Origin of the sequence: Streptomyces sp. NPDC046215 (assembly GCF_040646215.1) — a bacterium.
Classification (GTDB): Bacteria; Actinomycetota; Actinomycetes; order Streptomycetales; family Streptomycetaceae; genus Streptomyces; species Streptomyces stramineus.
Genome location: NZ_JBEYZW010000005.1, coordinates 98,722 through 121,700, shown reverse-complemented (window position 1 = coordinate 121,700; position 22,979 = coordinate 98,722). Strand labels below are relative to the sequence as shown.

Annotated in this window: 22 protein-coding genes; 12 read left to right on the top strand and 10 right to left on the bottom strand. The window is 72.3% G+C overall.

Going from position 1 to position 22,979, the window contains the following annotated elements; translation table 11 throughout:
* Positions 1-10 precede the first annotated feature (10 nt).
* Positions 11-1,060 (top strand): acyltransferase, encoded by a 1,050-nt coding sequence (locus ABZ951_RS03765; RefSeq protein ID WP_344090636.1) that lies wholly within the window; start codon positions 11-13, stop codon positions 1,058-1,060.
* Here ABZ951_RS03765 and ABZ951_RS03760 read toward each other — a convergent pair.
* Positions 1,034-1,696: a TetR/AcrR family transcriptional regulator C-terminal domain-containing protein gene (locus tag ABZ951_RS03760; protein WP_344090622.1), complete on the bottom strand. Its 663-nt coding sequence runs from the start codon at positions 1,694-1,696 to the stop codon at positions 1,034-1,036. The two genes, ABZ951_RS03765 and ABZ951_RS03760, sit on opposite strands and share 27 nt — an antisense overlap.
* Before the next feature lie 70 nt (positions 1,697-1,766).
* On the opposite strand from ABZ951_RS03760, the gene ABZ951_RS03755 reads away from it, so the two are divergent.
* The gene (locus ABZ951_RS03755; protein ID WP_361278805.1) at positions 1,767-3,341 is read left to right on the top strand and encodes an FAD-dependent monooxygenase; all 1,575 of its coding nucleotides are present in this window, start codon (positions 1,767-1,769) and stop codon (positions 3,339-3,341) included.
* Between the two features lie 19 nt (positions 3,342-3,360).
* Here the strand turns inward: ABZ951_RS03755 and ABZ951_RS03750 are convergent, their stop codons facing one another.
* Positions 3,361-4,758, bottom strand: a complete 1,398-nt coding sequence (locus ABZ951_RS03750; protein WP_344090616.1) for a gluconate:H+ symporter — start codon at positions 4,756-4,758, stop codon at positions 3,361-3,363.
* Positions 4,759-4,862: 104 nt separating this feature from the next.
* Complete coding sequence (locus ABZ951_RS03745) at positions 4,863-5,375, bottom strand: gluconokinase (RefSeq protein ID WP_344090614.1); 513 nt, start codon at positions 5,373-5,375, stop codon at positions 4,863-4,865.
* Between the two features lie 148 nt (positions 5,376-5,523).
* Between ABZ951_RS03745 and ABZ951_RS03740 the strand changes: the two genes are divergently transcribed.
* Together ABZ951_RS03740 and ABZ951_RS03735 are read left to right on the top strand one after the other, a co-directional pair.
* The gene (locus ABZ951_RS03740) at positions 5,524-6,225 is read left to right on the top strand and encodes an FCD domain-containing protein (protein ID WP_344090612.1); all 702 of its coding nucleotides are present in this window, start codon (positions 5,524-5,526) and stop codon (positions 6,223-6,225) included.
* A 147-nt stretch (positions 6,226-6,372) separates the two neighbouring features.
* The gene (locus tag ABZ951_RS03735) at positions 6,373-6,522 is read left to right on the top strand and encodes a hypothetical protein (RefSeq protein WP_344090610.1); all 150 of its coding nucleotides are present in this window, start codon (positions 6,373-6,375) and stop codon (positions 6,520-6,522) included.
* Between the two features lie 315 nt (positions 6,523-6,837).
* On the opposite strand, the gene ABZ951_RS03730 is transcribed toward ABZ951_RS03735, so the two are convergent.
* Positions 6,838-8,250 carry an amidase gene (locus ABZ951_RS03730; protein ID WP_344090608.1) on the bottom strand — a complete coding sequence of 471 codons (1,413 nt, stop codon included), beginning with the start codon at positions 8,248-8,250 and terminating at the stop codon, positions 6,838-6,840.
* A 172-nt stretch (positions 8,251-8,422) separates the two neighbouring features.
* Here ABZ951_RS03730 and ABZ951_RS03725 point away from each other — a divergent pair, with 172 nt between their 5' ends.
* From ABZ951_RS03725 to ABZ951_RS03710, 4 genes are all read left to right on the top strand, one after another.
* A complete protein-coding gene (locus ABZ951_RS03725) occupies positions 8,423-9,958 on the top strand; it encodes an alpha/beta hydrolase (RefSeq protein WP_344090606.1) in 1,536 nt (511 codons plus the stop codon).
* Positions 9,959-10,021: 63 nt separating this feature from the next.
* Positions 10,022-10,441, top strand: a complete 420-nt coding sequence (locus tag ABZ951_RS03720; protein WP_344090604.1) for an SseB family protein — start codon at positions 10,022-10,024, stop codon at positions 10,439-10,441.
* A complete protein-coding gene (locus tag ABZ951_RS03715; protein WP_344090602.1) occupies positions 10,438-11,013 on the top strand; it encodes a hypothetical protein in 576 nt (191 codons plus the stop codon). Before ABZ951_RS03720 ends, ABZ951_RS03715 begins: the two co-directional genes overlap by 4 nt.
* Complete coding sequence (locus ABZ951_RS03710; protein ID WP_344090600.1) at positions 11,013-15,665, top strand: putative T7SS-secreted protein; 4,653 nt, start codon at positions 11,013-11,015, stop codon at positions 15,663-15,665. The genes ABZ951_RS03715 and ABZ951_RS03710 overlap by 1 nt, the downstream gene beginning before the upstream one ends.
* A gap of 343 nt (positions 15,666-16,008) precedes the next feature.
* On the opposite strand, the gene ABZ951_RS03705 is transcribed toward ABZ951_RS03710, so the two are convergent.
* Both ABZ951_RS03705 and ABZ951_RS03700 read right to left on the bottom strand, forming a co-directional pair.
* Positions 16,009-16,749, bottom strand: a complete 741-nt coding sequence (locus ABZ951_RS03705) for a lysophospholipid acyltransferase family protein (protein WP_344090598.1) — start codon at positions 16,747-16,749, stop codon at positions 16,009-16,011.
* A 222-nt stretch (positions 16,750-16,971) separates the two neighbouring features.
* The gene (locus ABZ951_RS03700; RefSeq protein WP_344090596.1) at positions 16,972-17,466 is read right to left on the bottom strand and encodes an ATP-binding protein; all 495 of its coding nucleotides are present in this window, start codon (positions 17,464-17,466) and stop codon (positions 16,972-16,974) included.
* Positions 17,467-17,692: 226 nt separating this feature from the next.
* On the opposite strand from ABZ951_RS03700, the gene ABZ951_RS03695 reads away from it, so the two are divergent.
* From ABZ951_RS03695 to ABZ951_RS03680, 4 genes are read left to right on the top strand one after another with little or no spacing between them, the layout of a single operon-like run.
* Positions 17,693-18,553: a helix-turn-helix transcriptional regulator gene (locus tag ABZ951_RS03695; protein WP_344090594.1), complete on the top strand. Its 861-nt coding sequence runs from the start codon at positions 17,693-17,695 to the stop codon at positions 18,551-18,553.
* 1 nt (position 18,554) lies between these two features.
* Positions 18,555-18,752, top strand: a complete 198-nt coding sequence (locus tag ABZ951_RS03690; protein WP_344090591.1) for a DUF397 domain-containing protein — start codon at positions 18,555-18,557, stop codon at positions 18,750-18,752.
* A complete protein-coding gene (locus ABZ951_RS03685) occupies positions 18,749-18,946 on the top strand; it encodes a DUF397 domain-containing protein (RefSeq protein WP_344090589.1) in 198 nt (65 codons plus the stop codon). Before ABZ951_RS03690 ends, ABZ951_RS03685 begins: the two co-directional genes overlap by 4 nt.
* On the top strand, positions 18,943-19,122 hold the full coding sequence (locus ABZ951_RS03680; RefSeq protein ID WP_344090587.1) for a DUF397 domain-containing protein: 180 nt from the start codon (positions 18,943-18,945) through the stop codon (positions 19,120-19,122). Before ABZ951_RS03685 ends, ABZ951_RS03680 begins: the two co-directional genes overlap by 4 nt.
* On the opposite strand, the gene ABZ951_RS03675 is transcribed toward ABZ951_RS03680, so the two are convergent.
* From ABZ951_RS03675 to ABZ951_RS03660, 4 genes are all read right to left on the bottom strand, one after another.
* Positions 19,100-19,768, bottom strand: a complete 669-nt coding sequence (locus ABZ951_RS03675) for a response regulator transcription factor (RefSeq protein WP_344090584.1) — start codon at positions 19,766-19,768, stop codon at positions 19,100-19,102. The two genes, ABZ951_RS03680 and ABZ951_RS03675, sit on opposite strands and share 23 nt — an antisense overlap.
* Positions 19,732-20,994, bottom strand: coding sequence for a sensor domain-containing protein (locus tag ABZ951_RS03670; RefSeq protein WP_344090582.1), 1,263 nt, complete (start codon positions 20,992-20,994; stop codon positions 19,732-19,734). Before ABZ951_RS03670 ends, ABZ951_RS03675 begins: the two co-directional genes overlap by 37 nt.
* A 139-nt stretch (positions 20,995-21,133) precedes the next feature.
* Positions 21,134-21,346, bottom strand: coding sequence for a hypothetical protein (locus ABZ951_RS03665; protein WP_344090580.1), 213 nt, complete (start codon positions 21,344-21,346; stop codon positions 21,134-21,136).
* A 278-nt stretch (positions 21,347-21,624) separates the two neighbouring features.
* The gene (locus tag ABZ951_RS03660; protein ID WP_344085713.1) at positions 21,625-22,656 is read right to left on the bottom strand and encodes an endonuclease/exonuclease/phosphatase family protein; all 1,032 of its coding nucleotides are present in this window, start codon (positions 22,654-22,656) and stop codon (positions 21,625-21,627) included.
* Between the last annotated feature and the right edge of the window lie 323 nt (positions 22,657-22,979).

Below are 22,979 nucleotides of genomic sequence, written 5' to 3'. Positions count from 1 at the left end.
CCCGGGGCGCCTGCGGGCGCTCGACGGGCTGCGGCTGGTCGCGGCGCTGATGGTCGCGCTGTACCACTACGGCGGGCGGGGCGGTGACGTCAGCCGGGCGTGGGGGGCGTCACCGCGGCGCGAATTCCCCACCCTGTCGGAGGTGTTCGCCTACGGCTGCCTGGGCGTGGAGATCTTCTTCGTCATCAGCGGCTTCGTGATCTGCATGAGCGGCTGGGGGCGGCCCTTGCGCTCCTTCTTCGCCTCCCGCGTCGCCCGCCTCTACCCCGCGTACTGGGCGGCCATCGTGCTCGTCACGCTGGCGTTCGCGCTGCCGTGGGTGGCGTACAAGACCGTCTCGCCCAGCGACACCCTCGTCAACCTCACCATGCTCCAGCAGCCGATCGGCGCCCGGAGGGTGCTCGGGGTGTGCTGGACGCTCTGGGCGGAGCTGCGGTTCTACGCGCTCTTCGCGCTGTTCGTCGTCCTGCCGGGCGCCACCCGCCGCCGGGTGGTGCTCTTCTGCGCGGTGTGGACCCTGGCGACGGTGGTGACGACCGCCTCGCACGTGGAGGTGCTGCGCGTCGTGGTGATGCCCGAGTACTCCTCGTACTTCATCGGCGGCATCGGCCTGTACCTGGTGCACCGCTTCGGCCACGACGCGCTGTCCTGGGGCATCGTGGCGGTGAGCTTCCTGGTGGGCCAGCACTACGCGGTGGCGGGGCTGTGGCACCCGCCGGGCCCGCAGTACTTCTCCTACCGCTCCCCGTACGTCATCATCGCCGTCGTCGCCGCCGGGTACGCCGCCGTCGCGGCGATCGCGCTGGGCAAGGCACGCCGGGCGAACTGGCGGTGGCTGACCGTCGCCGGGGCGCTGACCTACCCCTTCTACCTGGTGCACGAGCACCTGGGCTGGGTGGTGATCGGGGGGCTGCACCGGGGGCTGGGCATCCCCGCCGCCGTCACGTTCCCGCTGACGATCGCGCTGATGCTGGGCCTGGCCTGGCTGCTGCACCGCTACGTGGAGCGGCGTCTTACGCCCCTGCTGCGCCGGTCACTGACGGCGGTCCGCACCCGGTAGCAGCGTGGCCTCGACGCCGGCGACGACGGCGCGCAGCCCGTCCTCGAAGCCGGCGTCGAGGTCGCCGAAGAACTCGTCCCCCGCCCGGGCGGCGAGCGGGGTGCTGCCCAGGCGCAGTTCCCGCAGCGCCCGGTCGTAGGCGGGGTCCCGCTCCCCCGGCACCGGGTACACCGACTGCTCCTCGATGACGTAGCCCATCGTGTAGGTGTTCACGGTGAACCAGCCGCGGGCGGCGCCGCGCGCGGTGAAGCCCGCCGCCACGCAGACGCGCAGCATGTCCTCCACCACGCCGCCGTAGGAGGTGTCGGTGAAGCGCGTGCCGCTGAAGACCTTCGCGCCGTCGCGGTAGCCGAGCATGCCGCGCCGCACCACGTGGGCGGTCCGCCGCATGTACTCCTGCCAGGAGATCCCCGCCGTGTCCGCCACGGCCGCCATGTCCGGCGCCATGCGCCGGAACATCTCCGTGGCCATCTCGTCCAGCAGCTCCTGCTTGTTCTTGAAGTGCCAGTACAGGGCGGGGGCCTGGACGTTCAGCTCCTTGGCGATCCTGCGCAGCGTGAGCCCTTCGAGGCCCACGTCGTTCAGCAGGCGCAGTGCGGTGTCCGCCACCAGGGCGCGGTCGATGCGAGTAGCCACGTTGACAGCTTAACGGTGTTCAGTACACGCTGGGGGCACAGCGAACTTAACAACGTTAAGGACGGTCTCCATGGACACCGAGGTTCTGATCGCGGGCGCGGGCCCCACCGGTCTCGTACTCGCCGTCGACCTGGCCCGGCGCGGCATCCGCCACCGCCTCTTCGAGCGTTCCCCCGAGGGCTTCCCCGGCTCGCGCGGCGCCGGCATCCAGCCCCGCACCCAGGAGCTCCTGGACGACCTGGGCGTGCTCCCCGCGCTGCGGGCCGCCGGGGGCCCCTGCCAGCGGATGCAGACGTGGCAGGGCACCACGCGCGGCCGGGTGTGGGACCTCGTCACCCCGGCCGAGCCCTCGCCCGCCGTGCCCTGCCCCGACCTGCTGATGGTGCCTCAGTACCGCACGGTGGAGCTGCTCCACGAGCGCCTCGTGGAGCTCGGCGGCGAGGTCGGCTTCCGGACCGCTCTGACGGACTTCACCCAGGACGCGGACGGCGTCACCGCCACCCTGCAACACGCCGACGGCGCCACCGAGACCGTCCGGGCGGCTTACCTCGTCGCCGCCGACGGCGGGCGCAGCACCGTCCGCCGGGCCCTCGGCGTGCCGTTCACCGGCGGCCCCGCCGACCCGCTCCCGGCGCTGGTGGCGGACGTCGTGCTGGACGGCCTCGACCGCGACCACTGGCACATGTGGCCCGACGCGGAAGCCGGGCTGGTCGCCCTGCGGCCGCTGGAGGGCACGGAGGCGTTCCAGCTCGCCGTCAGGTTCGAGGACGCCGCGTACGAGCCGACCACCGAGCGGGACGCCACCCCCGGAGCGCTGACGGAGCTGCTCGTCCGCCGCACCGGGTGGCCGGGGCTGCGGGTCACCGAGGTCCGCTGGTCCTCGGTCTACCGGGCGCGGGCCGCCATGGCCGAGCGCTTCCGCGCGGGCCGGGTCTTCCTGGCGGGGGACGCGGCGCACGTCCACCCGCCGGCGGGCGGCCAGGGGCTGAACACCAGCGTCCAGGACGGGTACAACCTCGGCTGGAAGCTGGGCGCGGTGCTGCGGCACGGCGCGCCCGCCGCCCTGCTCGACACCTACGACGCCGAGCGGGTGCGGGTCGCCGCCGACGTGCTGGGGCTGGCCTCCCGCACGCACGTGGAGGACCGCGCCTCGCACCGGGGCCTGTCCCTGCGCGGCCGCGAGACGCTCCAGCTCGGGGTCAACTACCGGGAGAGCCCGCTGGCCCGGGAGCGGCGCGGCGCTCTGCCCGAGGACGCCCTGCGCGCGGGTGACCGGGCGCCCGACGCGCCCTGCGTGGACACCTCGGGCGCGGCCGTCCGCCTCTTCGATGTCTTCCGCGGCCCGCACTTCACCCTGCTGGACCTCACGGGTACGCCCGCACCCCTGTCCCTGCCGGAGGCGGGGTGGGTGCGGGCGTACCGGGTGGGCGGCGCCCCGGCCGGCCCGGCCGGGGCGCCGGAGCTGACGGAGTTGTCGGAGCTGACGGATCCCGACGGGCACATCAAGGCCGCGTACGGCTCGGGGCTGTTCCTTATCCGCCCGGACGGCTACGTGGGCCTGGCGACGGACGACCCGGCGGACGTCGGCGCCTACCTGGAGGCCGTGTCGGGCCGAGCGGTCGCAGGACAGGCGGTCACAGGCTGAGCGGTCACAGGACGAGCGGTCACAGGACGAGCGAGAGCAGCAGGACGAAGCCGAGGGAGACCACCGAGATGATCGTCTCCATCAGCGACCACGTCTTGACCGTCTGACCGACGTTCATCCCGAAGTACTCCTTGACCATCCAGAACCCGGCGTCGTTGACGTGGCTGAAGAACAGCGAGCCCGCGCCGACGGCCAGGACGAGGAGTGCCGTGTGGGAGCTGCTCATGTCGGCGGCGAGCGGGGCGACGAGCCCGGCGGCGGAGATGGTGGCGACCGTCGCCGAGCCCGTCGCCAGCCGGATGCCGACGGCGATCAGCCAGGCCAGGAGCAGCGCGGAGACCGACCAGTCCGCGGAGATGTCCAGGATCATCCGGCCGACGCCCACGTCGATCAGGGTCTGCTTGAAGCCACCGCCCGCGCCGACGATCAGCAGGATGCCGGCGATCGGCACCAGGGACTTCTCCACGGTGGCGGCCAGCCGGTCGCGGCCGAAGCCGGCGGCCCGGCCGAGGGTGACCAGGCCCACGAGCACGGCCGCGAGCAGGGCGATCAGCGGGGAGCCGACCACGTCGGTGACCCGCTGGACGTGGTTGCGGGGGTCGTCCACGACGACGTCGACGAGCGCCTTGGCGAGCATCAGGATCACCGGCAGCATCACCGTGCCCACGGTGACGGCGAAGCTCGGGCGCCGCTGAAGCTCCTCCGAGGGCCGCTGCGGGATCAGCTTCTCCGGCGGGGCGATGTCCACCCACCGGGCGGCGACCTTGGAGAACAGCGGCCCGGCGATCACGGCCGTCGGCACGGCGACGAGCACGCCGAGGGCGAGCGTCACCCCGAGGTCGGCGTGGATGGCGTCGATGGCGGCCAGCGGGCCGGGGTGCGGCGGCACCAGGCCGTGCATGACAGACAGCCCGGCCAGCGCCGGGATCCCGATGCGCATCAGCGAGTGGTTGCCGCGCTTGGCCACCAGCAGCACCACGGGGATCAGCAGGACGATCCCGACCTCGAAGAACAGCGGCAGCCCGATGATGCCCGCGATCAGCACCATCGCCCACGGCATGGCCCGGGTGCCCGCCTTGGCGAGGATCGTGTCCACGATCTGGTCGGCGCCGCCGGAGTCGGCGAGCAGCTTGCCCAGGATCGCGCCGAGCGCGATGAGCACGCCGACGCCGGCGACCGTGGAGCCGAGGCCGGCGGTGAAGCTCGCGATGCCCTTGTCCAGGGGGGCGCCGGCGGCGGCGCCGAGCACCAGCGAGCCGATGGTCAGGGCGAGAAAGGCGTGCAGCTTGAGGCGGGTGATGAGGAGGACGATGGTGGCGATGCCGACGAGTACGGCTATCCCCAGCTGTGCGTGACCCGCCGAAGTGATCGGTTGGGCGGGGGCCGCGGCCAGCATCTCGACGCTGAGAGTGCTCACGGGGGCTTCCTAAGGAGGTCGGGGGCGGTGCGTGCGTGTCTTGACGGGTGCGCGTCTTTCAGAGGGGCGCGTCTTCAGAGGTGCCGGCCGGGTTCCGGTGCGGCTCAGAGCTCGCGCAGCGCGGCGGTCGCCTGTTCGGCGACGGCGGTGGGGCCGGGCGTGACGTCCACGGCGACGCCCGCCTCGTCCGCGCCGAGCGGTTCCAGGGTCGCGAACTGCGAGTCCAGGAGCCGGGCCGTCATGAAGTGGCCCTTGCGGGCGGCCATCCGCCCGGCGATCAGCTCGCGGTCGCCGGTGAGGTGGAGGAACACGATGCCGGGCGCGGCGGCGCGCAGCCGGTCGCGGTAGGCGCGCTTGAGGGCCGAGCAGCTCACCACCCCGCCCAGTCCGGCGCGGCTGTGCGCCCAGGTGCCGACGGCGTCCAGCCAGGGGGCGCGGTCGGCGTCGTCCAGCGGGGTGCCCGAGGCCATCTTGGCGATGTTGGCCGGCGGGTGGAAGTCGTCGCCCTCGGCGTAGGGCACGCCGAGGGCGTGGGCCACCAGGGGGCCGACCGTGGTCTTGCCCGTGCCGGACACTCCCATGACGGCCACGACGTGGGGGGTGTGGGGGGCCTGCATCGCTACCTCGCTGTCTCCGTTGACCTCGGCGTCGGCCTCGGCGCCGTCGCGATGCGCCCACTCAAGCCGATTGATACGACGTATTCAAGACCCCGTGACTTAAAAGTCATACTTAATTCACGGAGGCGGGAAACCGTAGGCTGACCCCATGGAAAACCAGGGGCAGGGGCTGCACGCGCGCGTGCTGGAGTCCCTCGGGCCCGCGATCACGGCCGGCGAGCACCCACCGGGCACGGTGCTGCGCACCGACGAGATGGAGGGGCGCTTCGACGTCTCCCGCACCGTCATCCGTGAGGCGGTCCGCGTCCTGGAGTCCATGGGCCTGGTGAGCTCCCGGCGGCGGGTCGGGGTGACGGTCCTGCCCACGGAGGAGTGGAACGTCTACGACCCGCAGGTCATCCGCTGGCGGCTGGCCGGCGCCGACCGGCCGCGCCAGCTCCGTTCGCTGACCGTGCTCCGGTCGGCCGTGGAGCCCGTCGCGGCCGGCCTCGCCGCCCGGCTCGCGACCCCCGAACAGTGCGCGGAGCTGACCGAGCACGCCCTGGGGATGGTCGCCACCTCGCGCGGCCAGCAGCTGGCCGGGTACCTCGTCCACGACATCGCCTTCCACCGCGTCGTCCTGCGGGCCTCGGGGAACGAGATGTTCGCCCGGCTCGGGGACGTGGTCGCCGAGGTCCTGACCGGCCGCACCGAGCACCAGGTGATGTTCACCGACCCCGACCCGGCCGCCGTCACCCTGCACGTGCGCGTCGCCGAGGCCGTACGGGAGCGGGACGCGGCCCGCGCGGAGGCGCTGACCCGCGAGATCACGGCCGGCGCCATGGCGGAACTGGACATTCTCGCGCCGTAGTTGCGGGGGTGGCTCGCCTGTTCGTATGACCGTTCGCATGCTGTTCGCATGTCGAAGCGGTCGGCAAACGGTCTTAGCTACGCCACAACACGCCGGAGATACGACAAAAACATCGCATCTCCGAACACCCGTCCGTAGCCTGGTGTCATGCGACCCGACAGTGATCAAGAGCCGGCCTTCATGCGCCAGCGGTACGGAACCCGCTGGGTGTACCACCACCGCAACCCCAGCGGCCTCGCCTTGATCATGATCGCTCCGGTCGTGGCCATCGTGGTGTTGGCACTGCTGACGCGCTAGCGCTCCGCTGGGGTGCGGGTGTGTCATCTGCGGGTCCGTTGTGGCTGGGCGCGCGGCCCTTCTGGTGCGTCGTCGTCTGCGGGTTCGTCGTGGCTGGGCGCGCAGTTCCCCGCGCCCCTTCGGGCGCGTCGTCGTCTGCGGGTCCGTCGTGGCTTGTCGCGCCGTTCCCCGCGCCCCTTCGGGCGCGGCAGCTTCCCGTCCCCGGCCGGTCCCGGTCCGCCTCAGCGCGCCAACCGCAGCCGCGCGCCTCACCTGCCGGTCCGTCGCGGCTCGTCGCGCCGTTCCCCGCGCCCCTTCCCGCGGCCCCCGCCCCGTTTACGCGGCCGTCGTGAAAGCCGGCGGGTGGTGGTCGAACCAGCGTCGGTCCGCCTCCAGCTGGGCCGCCAGTGAGATCAGCAGCGGTTCGCCGGCCGCCGGGCCCAGCAGTTGCGCACCCAGCGGAAGCCCCGCCTCCGTGAATCCCGCCGGCACGCTCATTCCCGGCCATCCCAGCACGTTCCACGGCCAGGAGTACGGGCACGCCGCGATCATCGCCGCGTCCGTGTCGCGGCTGGAGAGCCCGCTCAGTTCGCCGGTCCGCAGCGGCGGCACGGCCGTCGTCGGCGTCAGGACCACGTCGAACCGGTCGAAGATCTCCCCGACCCGGTACCGCAGCGGCCCCTCCGCCGCCCGGGCGGCCCGCAGCACGCCCCCGCCCAGCAGCAGCCCGCCCCGCGCGTTCACCCTCGTCCGGGCGTCCAGCAGCCGCCGGTCCGGAACCCGGTCCACCCAGTCCCGGATCCCCGCCATGGAGCGCGGCACGAACGTCAGCCCGATCGGCCCGTAGCGCGGCTCCTCCGCGACCACCTCGTGCCCCAGCGCCTCCAGGCGCTCGGCGATCCCCACGGCCGCGTCCCGCGCCGCCGGGTCCAGCCGGTGCCGGGTCAGCGCGAACGCCGGCCGCAGCGACAGCGCGATCCGCAGCCGCCGGGGCTCCCGCCGGACCGCCTCCAGCACGTCCACCGGCTCCGGCCGGTGCAGGTCGCCCTCGTGCGAGCCGCTCGCCGCGTGCAGCAGCAGGGCGGCGTCGGCGACCGTGCGCGCCAGCGGCCCGTGGCAGGTGATGCCGCGGAAGGACTCCGGCTCCGGCCACGTCGAGATCCGGCCGCGCTGCGGCTTGATGCCCACCAGGTGCGTCCAGGCGGCCGGGATCCGGATCGACCCGGCCCCGTCCGAACCCAGCGCCGCCGCCACCAGCCCCGCGGCGACCGCCGCCGCGGCCCCGCCCGACGAACCGCCGGGGGTGTGCGCGGGGCTCCACGGGTTGCGCGTCACCCCGAAGGCCGGCCCCTCCGTGTACGGAAACTGCCCCAGCTCCGGGGTGTTCGTCTTGCCGACGATCACCGCACCCGCGGCCCGCAGCCTGCGCACGGCCTCGCTGTCGGCGCGCTTCGGCGGGAAAGCGCCCGCGCACCCGAAGGCGGTCGGCTCGCCCGCCACGTCCACATCGTCCTTCACCGCCACCGGCACGCCCAGAAGCGGCAGCCGCTCCCCGGCGGCCAGCCGCCGGTCCGCCGCCGCGGCCTCCTCCCGCGCCGCGGCCGAGCGCACCCGGCGGAACGCGTTGAGGACGGGCTGCGTCCGCCGGATCCGCTCCAGCGCCCGCTCCACCAGCGCCGACGAGCTCACCTCACCGGCCGCCAGGGCCCGCGCCTGTCCGGCGAGCCCGTCGGGTAAGTCCCCTGTCACCTGAATCCCTCCCCCGCTGTCACAGCACCGTCGTCCGAACCCACGCTAATCGCCGCGGAGTTGTCCGCCCAGGGCAGGGCGCGAGCCATGGCCGTTTCCTGGAGGTACCCCCACCCCTAGGGGAATGGCTGCCCGGATGGGCAAGCGGTTCCCCGTGAACCACCCTCATCCCATGCGAACTTCACCGCGCACCGCCCTCGTACTCACCCTCTCGGCCGCCGCCTGCGCGGCGACCCTCACGGCCCCCGCCCAGGCCGCCCCGGCCCCGCCCGCTCCCGCGCTCTCCTGGAAGCCCTGCACCGAGGGCTCCGGCAACAGCCCCGGCCTGGAGTGCGCCACCCTCTCCGTGCCGATGGACTACCGCGAGCCCGAAGGCCGAAAGCTCGACCTCGCCGTCTCCCGGCTGCGCAGCGACCGGCCGTCGGCGCGCCGCGGCACGCTGCTGGTCATCGCGGGCGGGCCGGGCACCTCGGGCGTGGACCGGCTCGCGGCCAAGGGCCCGACCCTGCGACAGCGGACCGGCGGCTCGTACGACCTCGTCAGCATCGACCCGCGCGGGGTGGGCCGCAGCACCAAGGCGGACTGCGGCCTGACCGCCGACGACCGCGAGATGACCCACCTGCGCTCCTGGCCGGCGCCGGACGGCGACATCGGCGGCAACGTCACCAGAGCCCGCCGGGTCGCCGCCGCCTGCGAGCGCAACGGCGGTGACCTGCTGCGCAGCTTCACCACCGCCAACGAGGCCCGCGACATCGACCTCTTCCGCCAGGCCCTGGGCGAGGAGAAGCTCTCGGCGTGGGGCATGTCCTACGGGACGTACGTGGGCGCCGTCTACGCGCAGAAGTTCCCGCAGCGCACCGACCGCTGGGTCCTGGACAGCAGCGCCGACCCCGACCCCTCCCACGTGGCGCACGGCTGGCTGACGGGCATGGCGGCCGCGGCGGAGGACCGCTTCCCCGACTTCGCCGCGTACGCCGCCGACCCCGCGCGCGACGCCGCGCACCGGGTGGCGGAGCGGCCCGAGGACGTCCGCCCCGCCTTCCTGGCCCTCGCACGGCAACTCGACGGCGCGCCGCGTGAGTTCGCGCGTACCGAGCAGGAGAAGCGCGACGGCACCCCGCACTTCCCGCTGACCGGAAACCGCCTGCGCCAGGGCCTCCAGCAGGCCCTGTACTCCGACGGCAGCTTCGAGCGCCTCGCCGCGCTCGTCGTGGCCGCCCGCGACACCACCGGCCCCCTGACCGTGCCCGACGTCCTGCCGGGCACCCCCCTCACCCAGGACCAGGCCGCGGTGTCGATCGGGGTGATCTGCAACGACGTGAACTGGCCGCGCTCGGTCGCCGCCTACGCGCGGGCCACCGCCGCCGACCGGGCCCGCCACCCGCTCACCGCGGGCATGCCCGCCAACATCACCCCGTGCGCGTTCTGGAAGGGCGGCGCCACCGAGAAGCCGACCCGCGTCACCGACCGCGGCCCGTCGAACATCCTCATGGTCCAGAACCTGCGCGACCCGGCCACGCCGCACCGCGGCGGCCTGAAGATGCGCGCGGCGCTCGGCGACCGGGCCCGCCTCGTCACGGTGGACTCGGGTGGCCACGGCGCCTACCTGGCCCACGGCAACGCGTGCGGCGACGGCCTCGTCACGAACTTCCTCACGACGGGCAGCCGCCCGGAGCGGGACGTCACGTGCCCGGCGGAAACCGGCTGACGACCCGCCTCCCGACAGCACGTCAGTTCTATACCCTGCTCCGAAAGGGGAGGGACGGACGCGGTGTCGTTGACGGATGAGGTAGTTGCGCTGCACGCGGGGCGGCCGCACCCGGCCGCACTGGTCGGGGAGTTCCGGCGCGCGGCGGTGCTGGTGCCGCTGGACGAGCGGGGCGGGCTGCTGACCGTCTCGTTCGGGGGCGTGTGGTGGGTCCACGCCTTCACGGACGAGGCGGCGCTGGCCCGCTTCACGGGCGGTGCGGGCGCGGAGTACCTGACCGTCCTCGGGGCCCGGCTGCTGGACGTGGTCGTGCCGGGCGTCGGCGAGCCCGCGGGCGTGGCGCTGGACGTGGGCGGGGAACGGCCCGCGCTGTTCCCGCCGGTGGCGGGGATCGTCCCGGACGCGGCGACCGTCGACGCGGCGACCGTCGACGCGGCTGTGTCCGACGCGGCTGTGTCCGACGTTGCGGGAGGGCGGCCGTGAGCGGGGGCATAGAAGGCAAGGACAGCCTGAAGACCGGCAAGGGCGCGCTCGACGGCATAGCCAAGGGCCTGAACGGAGCCATCGAGGAGCTCAAGAAGATCGGGTCCCCCGGCGACGCCGCCACCGGGCGCGGCTTCTCCGAGCTGGCCCTCTCGGGGCTGGAGACCGGGCACGAGGGGCTGACCGCCTCCTTCAAGGCGTTCTGCGACCGGTGGGAGTGGGGCGTGCGGGCCCTGGTGCACGACGGCAGCCAGTTCGCCGACCGCGTGGGCCTGGCAGCCGGCTACTACCACGAGGGCGAGCAGTACATCTCGAACACCTTCAAGGTCGTCACCAATGCGGCACTCGGCAACCCGAACCTGACGGAGGAGGAGATCGAGGCCCAGTCCTGGGGCAAGACGCTCTCCGACAACCCCCTCCAGCGGGACTCCGACTACAGCGCCGGTTCCTTCCGGCAGGCCGCTCACAACGCCTCCGAGACCTGGCAGAAGACCGCCTCTGACGTGAAGCGCGAGGGCTTCGGCGAGGCCACGCGGGACGCCGCTGCGGAGATTGCGAAGAAGAAGCGCTGATGGACTGGCTGAACAAGTTCGACAAGCTCGGCGAGAAGGCCGAGCACCTCAAGGACGCCGCGCAGAAGAAGCTCGGCGAGGGCATCGAATGGGCCGGTCACAAGGGCGGTGACGCCCTCGACGGCCTCGGCCTGCACCGCGCGGCCGACGCCGTGGACGACTGGGCCGACCGGACCGCCTCCGACCTCGGGGCGGCGGTCGGCGAGCAGCAGCTGGGCGAGACCGAGGAGGCCGATGAGCTGGTCCACGGCGACGCGAAGCGCATCGAGGCCGTCGCCAAGCACCTGAAGGGCTTCCAGGCGGCGTTCGACACCGCGCACTCCGGCATGCAGAAGGTCGACCCCTCGCAGTGGAAGGGCCAGGGGTCCGAGGCGTTCACCAAGAAGTTCGCCTCGCACGCGCCCCAGTGGGCGCGCGCCGCCGACTCCTGCGAGGAGGCCGCGGCGGCCCTGTCCGCGTACGCCCACACGGTCACCTGGGCCCAGGCCCAGGCCAAGGAGGCCGTCAGGCTCTACAAGCGCGGCAAGGAGGCACACAAGAAGGCGCTTGAGGCGTACCGCAAGGAAGCCGCCGTCTTCGACGCGAAGCTGAAGGCGGGGCAGGACCCCGGGTCGCGGCCCTGCCAGGCCGTGGACGCGGGGGACGCCGACCGCGAGGAGGCCGAGCGCATCCTCAAAGAGGCCCGCAAGCAGCGCAACACCGCCGCCGCGACGGCCCGCGCGAAGATCGACAAGGCGGTCCGGCTGGCGCCCGAGAAGCCCGCCTTCTCCGACCGGCTGGCAGGCTCCGCCAAGGACACCGTCCAGGCCCGGCAGATCGAAGCGATCCACCTGGCGGGCGGGGCCGTCCGTTCGGTGACGGACGTGGCGCGGTTCGCCCGGGGCGTCAACCCGCTGGACCCGTACAACGTCACCCACCCCGCCGCGTACGCGCAACACGTCTCGGACACGGCGGCCAACCTCACGTCCCTGGGCGCCCACCCGGGCCGCATCCCCGCCGCGATCGTCGGCGACGGCTGGGGCTCGGACCCCTCCGAGGCCAAGGGCCGCCTGGCCGGCAACGTCGCGATGGCCCTCGCCACGGGTGGCGGTTCGGCGGCCTCGGCGGGTGGCCGCGCGGCGGCCCGCGGGGCCGGGAAGGGAGCACAGGGAGCGGCCGAGCGGGGCGCCGCGCGGACCCACGTCAGCGACGGCCCGAAGGAAGTCTCGCGCGGCAAGGAGGCCAAGGTCTGCAAGGAGGACCCGGTCGACGTCGCGACCGGCCGCATGCTGCTGCCGCAGACGGACGTCGTCCTGCCGGGTGCGCTGCCGCTCGTCTTCACCCGGCAGTTCGAATCCTCCTACCGGGCCGGCGGCTGGTTCGGCCCCACCTGGGCGAGCACCGCCGACCAGCGCCTGGAGATCGACTCCACGGGCGTCGTCCTCGTCCGGGAGGACGGGGTGCTGCTGTCCTACCCCCACCCGGCCCCCGGCGTGCCGACCCTCCCGGCGGAGGGTGCCCGGTGGCCGCTGACGGTCGACGCGGACGGCACCTACGCGGTGACCGACCCGGCCGGCGGCCGGACCTGGCGCTTCCGCCCGTACGACGACGGGCTCGCCCTCCTCGACGAGCTCACCGACCACAACGGCCACCGCATCACCTTCGACTACGACGCCACGGGCACCCCCACGGGCATCATCCACGACGCCGGTCACCACCTCCGCATCACCACCGAGGCGGGCCGGATCACCGCCCTGCACCTGGCGGGCGCGGGCCGGGGCGGCGTGGACGCGGAGCTGGTCCGGTACGAGTACACGGACGGCCACCTGACCGGTGTCGTCAACTCCTCCGGTCTGCCTCTCCAGTTCGATTACGACGAGCTCGGCCGCATCACGTCCTGGACCGACCGCAACGGCAGCAGCTTCTCGTACACCTACGACGGCCAGCACCGGTGCGTCGCCCAGGGCGGCACCGAGGGGCACCTGCGGTCCCGCTTCGACTACGACGGGGCCGACCCGGACAGCGGCCTGCGCGTCACCACCCTCACCAGCTCGCTCGGCCGCGTCAGCCGCTTCCTGATCGACGACGACCTGATGGTGGTCGCGGAGGTCGACCCGTCCGGCGCGGTCACCCGCTCGGAGTGGAGCCGGCACCACCGGTTGCTGTCCCGCACGGATCCGCTGGGCCGCAGGACGGAATTCCGTTATGACGAGGCGGGCCGGATCACGGCCGTCGTCCGCCCGGACGGACGGGTGGCCGCCGCCTCCTACGGCGCACAGGGCCGCCCCGAGACGGTGACCTCCCCGGACGGCTCGGTGTGGCGGCAGACGTACGACGCGGCCGGGAACCGCACCTCGGCCACCGACCCGACGGGCGCCGTCACCCGCTACGGCTACGACGACCACGGCCACCCCGCCTCCGTCACCGACGCCCTGGGCGGCACCACGCGCGTCCGCTGCGACCGGGCGGGCCTGCCGGTCGAGGTGACGGACCCGCTGGGCGCGGTGACCACCTACCGCCGGGACGCCTTCGGCCGGATCACGACCGTCATCGACGCCCTGGGGGCCACGACCCGGCTCTCGTGGACGACGGAGGGCAAGCTCGCCCGCCGCATCGACCCGGACGGCTCGGAACAGACCTGGACGTACGACGGCGAAGGCAACTGCACGCGCTACGTCGACGCCCTCGGTGGCGTCACGACCTACGAGTACACGCACTTCGACCTGCTCACCGCCCGAACGGACCCGGACGGCGTGCGGTACGAATTCACGCACGACACGGATCTCCGCCTCACGGACGTCACCAACCCGCAGGGCCTGCGGTGGAGTTACGCATACGACGCGGCCGGCCGCCTGGCGGCCGAGACGGACTTCGACGGCAGGACCCTGACGTACGCGCACGACCCGGCCGGGCAGCTCGTCGCCCGGACGGACGCGCTGGGCCGGACGGTGTCGTACGAGCACGACGTGCTGGGCCGCGTGGTGCGCAAGGACGCGGACGGGGTGCCCACCACGTACGCGTACGACCCGGCGGGCCGGCTCCTGGAAGCGTCGGGCCCGGACGCGACCGTCGTCTACAGCCGGGACCGCCTCGGCCGCCCCAAGTCCGAGACGTGCGACGGCCGCACCCTCACCTTCGCCTACGACGAACTGGGCCGCCGCACCCGCCGGACCACGCCCACGGGAGCGGTCAGCCGCTGGACGTACGACGCGGCGGGCCGCCGCACGTCCCTGACCGCCTCCGGGCACACCTTCGCGATGGAACACGACGCGGTAGGGCGGGAAATCGCCCGCCACTTCGGCGAGTCGCTGACGCTGACCCACGCGTGGGAGCCGACGGGCCGCCTCGGCTCGCAGACCCTGACGGACGGGCGGTCGGGCGAATTTCAGTCCCGCGCGTACACCTACCGCCGCGACGGCCACGTGACGTCTGCCGACGACCGCACGTTCGAGCTGGACGCGGCGGGCCGGGTCACGTCGGTCGAGGCGCCGGGCTGGAGCGAGCGCTACGCGTACGACGCGGCGGGCAACCAGACGGAAGCGACATGGCCGCCGGACCACCCGGGCGCCGAGGCGCAGGGTTCCCGTACGTACACGGGCACGCGGATCACCCGTGCGGGCGGCGTCCGGTACGCACACGACGCACTGGGCCGCGTGGTGCTACGCCAGAAGACCCGCCTCTCCCGCAAGCCGGACACCTGGCGGTACGAGTGGGACGCGGAGGACCGCCTGACGTCAGTGGTGACACCGGACGGGACGCGGTGGCGCTACCGGTACGACCCGCTGGGCCGGCGGATCGCGAAGGAGCGGCTGTCGGGGCCGTCCGGGGAGGTGGTGGAGCGGGTCGACTTCACGTGGGACGGCGCGACACTGATCGAACAGACGACGACGTCGACGGCGTTCCCGAACCCGGTCACGCTCACCTGGGACCACGACGGGCTGCACCCGCTCTCACAAACGGAACGCATAGCGGCGGCGGAGGCCCCGCAGAAGGAAATAGACAGCCGGTTCTTCGCCATCGTCACGGACCTGATCGGCACGCCGACGGAACTGGTGGACGAGTCGGGGGAGATCGCATGGCGCGCGAGATCCACGCTGTGGGGCCAGACGGCATGGCCGGCGAACAGCACGGCCTACACGCCACTCCGCTTCCCGGGCCAGTACTTCGACCCGGAAACGGGCCTCCACTACAATTTCCACCGGCACTACGACCCGGAAACGGCGCGGTACACGACACCGGACCCGCTGGGGCTGGCACCGGCACCGAATCCGGCGACGTATGTGCATAATCCGCTTACTTGGGCGGATCCGCTGGGGCTGTCCGGCTGCCCGCCGCTCGACAATGGCGACGAAGTCTCCCTTTACAAAGCACCAAGCAGGGGGACCGGCCAGTACCACCACGACAACGGGTACCTGGAGAAGGATTTCCCCGGCGGGCCGCATGATCCCTACGCGGACGGCAAAGCCTACTTCGCCAAGGATCGGGAACTGGCGGAGAACTATGCCAAGCACTACGGCGAAGGAGTGATCGAGGTCAGGATACCGACCACCGAGTACGCCCAACACTTCCAGAAGTTCGAATATCCATACGAAGGCGGCCCCCTGACGGAGCTGCCAATCCCCAACAAGCACCTCGAAAAGCTGAACGAATATCCCAGGGAATGGCACAGATGATAGACGATGCAACATGGGCTGCCATCAAAGAGCACTTCCCTATCGACTCGCACGTAGACGGAATCGTAGAAACGCAAAGGCCGTTCGGCTTCTTCGTGAAATTCTCCGACTTCCCAGACGCGGTGGCAGTAGTGGATGCCATCGCCTATCTGCCCCACGGGGCTCCCGTCGCACCGACAGCTTGGCCTGCGCCTGGTAACCACGTGGCGGCGAAGGTCGTAGACCATTCTGAGCACAATCGGCAGATTAAACTGCGGGTAGAAAAGGCGCGGTCAGTCGAGCCTTAGCAAACCACCTTGGCACATGTCCGGCTGGCCGGTGGGACAACCGGCCAGCCGCCCGCTCACGCCGCCGCCCGACGCTCCTCAGCCACCCGGCCGGAGGCCCGACGTTCAGGCCCCGCGGCTACCGCCGCCTTGGCCTTCGCCTCCGCCGCATACGTATCCACGTACTCCTGCTCCGACAGCTTCCGGATCGCGTACATGATCTCGTCGGTCACCGCCCGCAGGATCAGCCGCTCCTCCTGCATGCCCGCGTACCGCGAGAAGTCCAGCGGCTCACCGAAGCGGATCGTCACCGGCAGAACGCGCGGCAGGCGGCGGCCCGTCGGCTGGACTTCGAACGTGCCGATCATCGCGCAGGGGATCACCGGAACCCCCGCCTTCAGCGCCATCTCCGCCACGCCGACCTTCCCCTTGTACAGCCGGCCGTCGTGCGAGCGGGTCCCTTCCGGGTAGATGCCCATCAGCCGGCCGCTCCGCAGGACGTCCAGCGCCGTCTCGACCGCCGCCTGCGCCTCCTGCCGTCCGGAACGGTCCACCGGAATCGCCCCGATCGCCCGGAAGAACCCCGCCATCAAGCGGCCCTTGAGCCCGGGGACGGTGAAGTACTCCATCTTGGCCAGGAAGGAGATCCGCGGCTTGATCACCGTCGGCATCAGGAAGTGGTCGCAGAAAGACAGATGATTCCCCGCGATGATCGCGGCCCCCGTCCGCGGTACGTGGCAGAGCCCCTCCACCCGCGGCCGGAGAAGCCACCGCAGGAGCGGGATCAGCACCACGGACTTGAACACGCAGTAGAACACGTACGTCAGCCCCCTCTTTGCCCGAGCGAACCCCCGCGTCGTGGCACGGTAGTCGGCGCCGGGGATCACGGGGAGAGGGACTATTCGGCCAGGAGCCGGCGCCCTGGCGGGGCGGGCGTCCCGAACGTACCGCTAACGGGATTTCGGGGGCTTGCATATCGCCCATATCGGGTCATTCGCGCGCCGCTGAGGGCCTTAGCGGTTCGTTGGGGACACCGGGCCTCACTGCCTGACGCGACGCAACCGCCCCCGGCCCCAGTCGGACGGGGACTTACCGCCGAGTTCGCACCAGAGGAACTTGCCGCGGAAGCCGACACCGGAGTACGGGCCGCCGAACGTGTGACTACCCCAGTTCTCCGCACAGAAGCGGACGATCAGCAGGCCGTGGGCCTGGGCCTTGCCGGCCCGGCCCGCGCGCTCCCGATCACCCGGTGGCGTATCGAACGGGGCCGGTACGGTCGGGTTCGTGTCCCACACGCTGATCCGCACCCCCACCTCCGGCCGCTCCCTGACCCGCAACTCCGCCGGGCCCTCGGAGTTGCGGTACGCGTTCGTCACGAGCTCGCTTGTCAACAGCACGGCATCGTCCACCAGTTCGGAACGTCCGTGACTGCGGAGGATCCCGCGCAAGGTGAGACGCGCGATGCCTGTCGAACGGGGGTCATGCGGCAGGTTGAGCGTGTACGACCAGAGGTTCTCCGGGGATACGGTGGCCATGGAGGCTCCTTGGAGGAGGTGGCGAGCGTGAGTACCGCGCGGTGTCAATGCCGGGTGCCCTACGGGCAGTTCGGTGCGCTTCCGCGTTTGCGGTGGGCCGGGTGAGTGGCCTGCGCCACACCGTAGCGCGTTCCGCTGAAGTTATTTAGCGAGATCGGCAAAATGGCTCATGCCGCACCCGTGTGAGTGACGCACGGTGTGCGCGAGCAGGAGGAAGAAACAAAAGATGCCCGTGAGAACCAGCCCGACGGCGCGTCAACTCCGCCTCGGAGCAGAGCTTCGGAAGCTGAGGGAACGGGCAGGCATGTCCTCAACCGAGGCCGGCCGCCTGCTGGGCACCAACCAGGCGCAGATCAGCAACATCGAGGCCAGCCGCTTCGGCGTGAGCGCCGACCGCCTGCGTGCGCTTGCTCGTAACTACAGCTGCGCCGACCAGGAGTTGGTGGATGCCCTGATCGGGATGGCCGAGGACCGGAAGAAAGGCTGGTGGGAGGAGTACCGGGAAATTCTCCCCGCAGGGCTCCTCGACCTGGCGGAGCTGGAGCACCACGCGGTGGCGTTGCGTACGGCATTCATCTCCCACTTGCCCGGCCTTCTCCAGACAGCCGAACACGCTCGGGAGATCTTCCGGCAAGTGGTGCCGCAGCTTCCGCCACCTGAGGTGGAGCACCGCGTATCTCATCGCATCAAGCGGCAGGAGGTGCTCTACCGCAGCGACCCGACGCCTTACACCGCCATCGTTCATGAAGCAGCTCTGCGCATGCGCTTCGGAGGGCCCGGTACCGCACGAGAGCAGCTGCGGCACATCGTCGAAATGAGCAACCGCGAGCACATCACGGTGCTGGTGATTCCTTTCGACGCCGGGACGTTCCCGGGTTCGGGCCAGTCGATCTCCTACGCCGTGGGCCCCGTACCCCAGCTGGACACCGTGCAGTTGGACACCGAGCACGGTTCGGAACTGCTCGATGCGCAGGCACAACTTGAACGCTATCGCATCGTGTTGGATCGGATGGAGGCCGTCGCGCTCGGTGAGGCCGACTCCCGCGAACTCATCAAGAGCATCATCCCGACCCTGGAAGGTGAATGAGTTGTCCACACAGGCTTGGCTGAAGTCCTCATTCAGTGGCGAAGGCAACGCCTGCCTCAATCTCGCCGCGACACCCGCCCATATTCTGCTGCGCGAAAGCGATACGCCTGACGTCGTGCTGTTCACGGATCCGCCGCAGATGCGCTCCCTCATACGGGCGGTCAAAGCCGGGCGACTCGCCGCCCCGGAACTGCGGTGACGCCCGCCTGGCGCACGTCCAGCTACTGCAGTGAGGGCAACGCCTGCCTGGTCGTCATCACTACCCCCGATGGCATCCGGCTCCGCGAGAGTGACACCCCCGGCCCCACTCTCGCCTTCACCACCCACCACCTCGCCCGATTCATACGTACCGTCAAGGCAGGCAGGTTCGACCGTGAAGGGGGAAGACAGTGACTCAAATCTGGCAGAAGTCCAGCTACTGCAGCGAGGGCGACGCCTGCCTCAACCTCGCCTCCGGCCCCAACCGCATCCACCTCCGCGAGAGCGACACCCCCCGAACCACCCTCACCCTCACCCCCCGCCACCTCGCCGCCCTCATACGTGCCCTCAAAGCCGGCTCCCTGCGCTGACGTCAGCGCCCAGGTACGCCAGTACCGCCAGCACCCGGCGGTTGTCCGACTCGCACGCGTGGAGGCCCAGCTTCGGGAAGATGTTGCCGATGTGCTTGGCCACCGCCTTCTCCGTGATGAAGAGGGCCTCCGCTGTGCCCGCGTTCGAGCGGCCCTGCGCCAGGCATTCCAGGACGTCCCGTTCCCGTGGCGTGAGTGCCGATACCTGGCGGTCCCGCGCCTTCGCGGTCAGCAGCTTCGTGACGACCTCCGGGTCCATCACCGTGCCGCCGGCCGCCACCCGGCGGATCGTGTCCATGAAGACCGCGCCGTTGGAGACCCGGTCCTTCAGGACGTAGCCCACCGCGCCCGCCCCGTCCGCCAGCAGCTCGTGCGCGTACAGCGGCTCCACGTACTGCGACAGCAGGAGCACGGGCAGGCCGGGCAGCTCGCGGCGGGCGGCCAGTGCGGCGCGGAGGCCGTCGTCGGCGAAGCCGGGTGGGAGGCGGACGTCGACGATCGCGAGGTCGGGGCGGCAGGCGGTGAGGGACGTCAGCAGGTCGGGGCCGTTGTCGACGGCCGCCGTCACCTCGTGGCCGAAGGCGCCCAGGAGGCGGACCAGGCCGTCCCTCAGGAGGAAGTGATCTTCGGCGAGGACAATACGCACGGGAGCTCCATCGTCACCAGGGTCGGGCCGCCGGCAGGGCTGTGGACGGTCAGGGTGCCGTCGAAGGTGGCGAGGCGGCGCTGGATGCCGCGCAGGCCCGTGCCCCGGGTGAGGTCCGCGCCGCCGTGCCCGTCGTCGGTGACGGCGATCCGCAGCATTCCTTGATCGTAACGGAGGTCGACGAGGGCCTTTTCGGCGCCGGCGTGCTTGGCGGCGTTGGTCAGGACCTCCGAGACGGCGAAGTAGGCGGCGGACTCCACGGGCGGCTCGGGGCGCCCGGGCAGTTCGACGGTGACCTCGGTGGGGAGCGGGCAGACCAGGGCCAGGGCGCGGACCGCGTCGGCGAGGCCGCGGTCCGCGAGGACGGGCGGGTGGATGCCGCGGACGAGGTCGCGCAGTTCCTCCAGGGCCTTGGAGGAGGACTCCCGGGCCTCGATGAGCAGGGCGCGGACGGCCCCGGGGTCGCTCTCCAGCAGGTGGGTGGCCGCGTCGAGCGTCATGCCCATGGCCACCAGGCGGGCCTGGGCGCCGTCGTGGAGGTCGCGTTCGATGCGGCGGATCTCGGCCATCTGGGCGTCCACGGCGTCGGTACGGGTGGCGGACAGGTGCTCGATGCGGTGGGCCATCCGCGCGGTCGCGCTCGGCGCGAGCAGGGAGCGGGTCCAGCGGCCGTGGGCGCGGACGAGGCGCGGGGCGGCCCAGAGGGAGAAGGGGATCTGGGCCAGGCCCGTGACGCTCGCCAGCAGGGCCGTGCGCTGCCCCAGGATCGGGATGAATTCGAAGTGCAGGCCGTCCAGGTGCCGGTGGAGGGGGACGCCGTAGAACACCATGCCGATGCCCCAGAAACTGGCCAGGAACAGCGCGCCGGGCAGGATCGCCAGCAGGCCGCCGACGATCGGGTCGAGCGTCACCCACAGCCAGTCGCGCCAGGTCTGGCCGTCCCTGACGAGCCGGGCGCAGCGGGCGAGGACGCCCGTGGGGGCCGGGGAGGGCGGGGGCTCGTACGGGTCGGGTATCGGCTCACCGGACCAGCGGCCGGCCAGCTCCCGCTGCCGGTCGGCGAGCCGTCGCACCGCCGCCACCGTGCGCGGCATCATCAGCAGGCCCAGGCCCGTGCCGAGCAGCAGCACCATCATGGCGACCGTGAGCGAGAGGGCCGTCGCGACGATCGACAGCCGCCACAGCGTCAGCGACCGCCGGAGGGCCAGGAAGCCATCCCCCACCATGCGTCGACCCAACCGCACCATCTGACCTGCGCCTTTCTCGGGGAGCCGGCCGGCTCCGGGGACGGCCGGGCGGGCCGCGCCGCCATTATGTGGCGCCGGGAGGCGGGGAGTCGGTGGGGAAAACTCCCCCTGACGGGGGTCAGAAGAGCTGCTGCTGCCCCTCCATCGGCGGCTCCTCCGGGTCGAAGAGCCGCGGCGCCGTCGACAGCAGCGGAGCCGAGCGGCGCGAGCCGGGGCAGGAGATGAGGTCGTACGACGCGCGGCGGCCCGGCGGGTCGTGGCGGGCGTAGCGCCCGCCGACGACGGCGATCTCGCGGGAGCAGACGGGACAGGTGCGGCGTGGTGACGACATCCCCTTAGTGTCTCTCACGGCGGTGCCTGGCCGGCGGGGCATGGGGGTGCACCACCGCTGCGCGGCGGTGTCCTCAAGCTCCCCCAGCTACCGCTGGGGGTGCCCCCAGGAGGTGCCCCCGGACGGGCTGGTGGTGGCTGAGCTCAGCCACCACCAGCCCGTCCGGCGTTTGAGGACGCGCCCGCAGGGCGCTCGCCGCCGCAGGCGGCAGAACAACGGCCCCGCCGCAGGCGGCAACGCGGCAACGCGGCAACGACGGACCCGCAGTCGAAGTCTCGTCAGCCCCGCAGCCCCGCATCGACCACCAACGCCCGGTGGTCCGTGCCGCCCAAGTCCAAAAAGCGCGCCGACCGAGGCTCGACAGCGGCGCTGACCAGCACATGGTCGATCTGCACCCCAAGCCGCACCCCCAGCCGCACCCCCAGCCGCTGCGACCCGGCGGGCCACGTGGGCGTCCGCGCCCGGCCCACCGCCGCCGCGCTGTCGCGCATCCCGGTGTCCAGGACCGCGCGGAACGCCGCGTGGTCCTGCGAGGCGTTGAAATCGCCCGCGATGACGGTCGCCACCGCACCCCGCCCGGCCGCCATGTCCCGGATGCGGCCCAGCTCCGTACGCCACACCCCCACCCCGCCCGGCACCGGCGGCATCGGGTGCGCCACCTGGAACCGCAACCTCACCTCACCCCCGCTCCCCGGCACCCGCACGAGCGCCCCCGGCATCGCCAGCCTCCCGCGCACCCCGCCGTCGGGCTCCAGCGGAAACCTGCTGAGGATCGCCGACCCCTCCGCGTCACCCCCGCCGACGATCCGGCGGAACGGATACGCCGCCCGCACCTCGGCACCTTCGAGTGCGGCCCCGCACACCGCGGGCGCGCACTCCTGCACCGCGACCAGGTCGGGCCGCTCCCGGCGCAGCGCCTCCAGCAGGCCCGGAGTGGCCCCGCCGAACTCCAGGTTGGCGGTGAGAACGCGCAGTTGGGCTCGCACCGGCCCGGTCGGCGGCGGCCGCCCGGTGTCGTGCGGGCGCAGGAAGAACCCCGTGACGCCGACCGCGAGCAGCCCCCACACGCAGCCCACGGGCCAGCGCCCGCCCGCCGACAGCACCAGTGCCACCACCGCGGGCACCAGCAACCACGGCAGGAACGCGAGAAGTTGGGGAACCGGCGTGGTCCCGTCCACCCCGCCCGCCCGGCACAGCAGGACCGCGCTCACCGGGGCCAGCAGCACCCCGGCACACCAGCGCGCCACCCGCCGGCGGCCGCCCGGCGTCCTCCGCGCCCCCCGGCCGGCACCGCTCAGAACTCTGCCCATGGCTTGACCTTCGCATGACCCGCCTTTGACGGGCGGCTTGATGTCTTATGGCAAGCTAGGGGCTGAAGGTGCCGCTCCGGCCGTATTCCGCGTGATTTCTCCGCGTGGCGCCTGTGCTGTCCGTACCAGCGAGGAGGTGATCGGGATGACCAGTCGGAGTCCCGAGGGAAGTCCTCGCCACAGCATGCCGGTCCCGCTCCCGATCCGCCGAGCACCGCGCTGATCGTCCGCTGAACTGACACCGCGGCCCTTGTGCCGCCGGTGCTGTCGCGCGTCTTCCCCCGCTCCGGGCCGCCCGGCTCTCCCTGTCTGCCCGCACGCCC